The 2,919-nt window shown below is 41.2% G+C and carries 2 protein-coding genes; both read right to left on the bottom strand.

Going from position 1 to position 2,919, the window contains the following annotated elements; translation table 11 throughout:
* Positions 1 to 1,293 precede the first annotated feature (1,293 nt).
* Positions 1,294 to 1,722, bottom strand: a complete 429-nt coding sequence (locus tag R7Q09_RS24055) for a GNAT family N-acetyltransferase (RefSeq protein ID WP_031381878.1) — start codon at positions 1,720 to 1,722, stop codon at positions 1,294 to 1,296.
* A gap of 142 nt (positions 1,723 to 1,864) precedes the next feature.
* The gene (locus tag R7Q09_RS24045; protein WP_318071318.1) at positions 1,865 to 2,827 is read right to left on the bottom strand and encodes a hypothetical protein; all 963 of its coding nucleotides are present in this window, start codon (positions 2,825 to 2,827) and stop codon (positions 1,865 to 1,867) included.
* Positions 2,828 to 2,919 lie beyond the last annotated feature (92 nt).

Here is a 2,919-nt window from a genome sequence, read left to right as displayed (position 1 = left end):
AATACAAACCTTCGAAATCATGCTCCATTACGCCTCCATTCACATAACGCCCTGTTAAGGGGTGAGCAACGCAATACCAAAGCCGCCGCATACCACCTTAAACACTAAAACCAACGCATAGTAAAAATGCCACGCGTTGCGAATCCCTCTTGAACAGTTTGTTATGTGCGTGCTTACGTCATGCACCAGACTGCTTTATACGCTTGGCGCCAACAAAAAACCGATATTTACTTTGTTGAAGCAAGTCCATATGACGCTCAAACTTAGGCACGCCGTTGGATAAAGAAAGATGGTAGACAAATCCATTACCAGCATATACGCCAACATGTGCTCCATATGAGTCTGTAGAGTCGTTATACATCATGATATCTAACGGCTTAAACTCAGTAACCAGCTCACTATACTCCGAGTCATCCCACAGCTCACTAGAACGGTAGTTAGGTGGATTTAGACCGAAGTCTCTGAGCAGGTTATAAGCAAAGACCTGTCAGTTAGCTCCAAGCGTTAAGTCTGAATCATCTTTGCAACCCGGTATGCGGGATGAAACGTATCTTACATTTTTGAATCTGTCGGGAATATCCATTTCCATTTTCTCCCAAAGCACATAACGCTGCATTAAGGTGCGAACAACGCTAATCACCTAACCTAAACCATTGCACCTTAAACATTAAAACCAAGTTTAAACCGAGATCGCCAAGCGTTGTGAGTCACTCTTAAATGCTTTGTTATGTTTTACCACAAACTACTGATTTACTTGAGAAAGAGCTGATATTTCTAACTATTTTTCTGAAGCAAACCACAAGGCTTAAACCAACTTGGCCGCCAAAGGCGACCAACTAAAAACGAGTCATTCCACTTCCCAGCCCAATGAGGCAACCCGACCGAGTAACAACAAGTACCCTTTCTTTCCAACCAAAGCGCAAGACAATGGCAAATTGCCGAGGCAACTGCCAACCTGAAATGCTGATTGGCTAAGAATCCAAAAGTGACTTCAAGCCAGTTACACCAACAGCCAACCGCCACGACCTGACAATGAAGCAACCCACGAACATTGGCATGTTTTACGGGCTGAGTGGTTCAAGAACTTAGGCCGACAATACTGATTTGCTGAGTCTACTAGGGACGGATTGCCAGAGGGACAAAGAACTAAAGCCTAAGACCTTTAAGCCTTTGAATTTCAATTAAACATAACGCCGCATTAAGGTGTGAGCGACGCTTGGCTATACTTGAGCGAAGCGAAAACGCCAAGCGTTGCGAATCACTCTTAAATGCTTTGTTATACGCGTGCTGACACTACAAAGAAACTTTCATAACCTTATGATTTGGCTCACTTTCAATGTCAACTGCTAACCAACCTAATGACTCGTACAACGATGGTACATTTGTGTAAGCATACAGGTTACTTTGAGTTGCTGTTGATACTTGGCTAACACCTCGGTTAATCAGTTCACTAGCAATACCTTGACCGCGCCACTCTGGTGAAACATAAACAGCATTAAACCAAATAACTTCTGAGTCACCATGAGGCTCTTTAAAGCGCGAATAAGCAAGACCACCGATAACTTGATTGTCTCTGAGAGCGACAATTACCGGTGGAAGATTAGATTGTGGTTTGTAAGTATCTACGAACAGAAAATCAGACCATTCTGTTTGAAACAGCTTCTCTAGAGCAACCCAATACTGACTATTCTCATCGCAATTTCTAAATACTACCTTGTTCATATTGGATTATTTCCTCAAAAGCGTATAACGCCCTGTTAAGGGGTGAGCAACGCAATACCGAAGTCGCCGCATACCACCTTAAACACTAAAACCAACGCATAGTAAAAATGCCACACGTTGCGAATCCCTCTTGAACAGTTTGTTAGTTTTTGCCCTCAATTAAGCGATCTAAATCATATTCATCTTTAATTGCCACCATCCTTGGCTTTAGTTCGATCCACTTACTGTCAGATCTTGAAGTGATTCTAGATGTTTCACCTAGCGCAACAGCTGCTGCACCTACTACAGGTGGAAGTGGAATCCCAATACCAACTGTAGAAATAATCTGCGCTGCCCAACCAGTGTATTTGTTAATACTACTATTTTTAGCACTCTTTAGATTAGCCTGCTTAATTAGAAGTGCGAAGTCTATTTCTGTTAGTTGTTCATCGCACTTTGAAAGTGTGCGAACAAAGCTTTTTCCGTATTCTCTAACCGACTTATCCGTTTTGATCTTATGAAGCAAATCTATACTTGAAATTTCAAAATCAGGAAGAATTATATTTGAGTAGTGATTAAGAGCATTTGAGTAGTCTACAGAAAGAGCTTTCACATTATGATATTGAGGGTCAATCGCAGATATTCTCTCCATCAATAACTTACGACCAGTAGACGAAATTACTTCAGCATTGTGCCTGATTGCTAACTCCATATCACAAAGCACTTGAATTAAAATTTGTCCACGAACATTCTCAGGCACTTTTGATAGTAATCGTTGAATTTCTAAATCTAGACCCAACCAATTAACGTAACTAAAAATATCGAAGTCGAAGCCTAGTTCACTAGGTCTAGCAGGCATTCTTAAACCAAAATCAGGATGGTAGTATTCCTCTGAGTTCATATGTGACTCAAAGTCAGGTAGCACATTATCAACAGGAGAAAAAATCACTTCGTCGTAACAGGAAAACAACGTTAACGAAATAGTTCGTATGGAGTCAGCATTCTTACCCCACAGAGTTTTATAATAAGAATGGTTTCCACCCCAATCTTTACCTAATAGTTCATGAGTGAAAAACTCTTGAAGTGAACCCGAGTAAGGGTGACTAACAATCACTTTATTCATCATTACCTCTTAAAAAACTAACGCCCTGTTAAGGTGTGAGCAACGCAATACCGATGCTCCCGCATGCCACCTTAAACACTAGACGCAACGCATAG

It is taken from the genome of Vibrio sp. 2130-1 (assembly GCF_033339515.1).
Note: the sequence above shows the minus strand (reverse complement) of the source record. Positions and strands in the feature narration are given on the sequence as shown.

Excerpts from the sequence above, each read along its gene's own strand:
- R7Q09_RS24055 (WP_031381878.1), bottom strand. The coding sequence starts at position 1,722 with ATGAACAAGGTAGTATTTAGAAATTGCGATGAGAATAGTCAGTATTGG.
- R7Q09_RS24045 (WP_318071318.1), bottom strand. The coding sequence starts at position 2,827 with ATGATGAATAAAGTGATTGTTAGTCACCCTTACTCGGGTTCACTTCAA.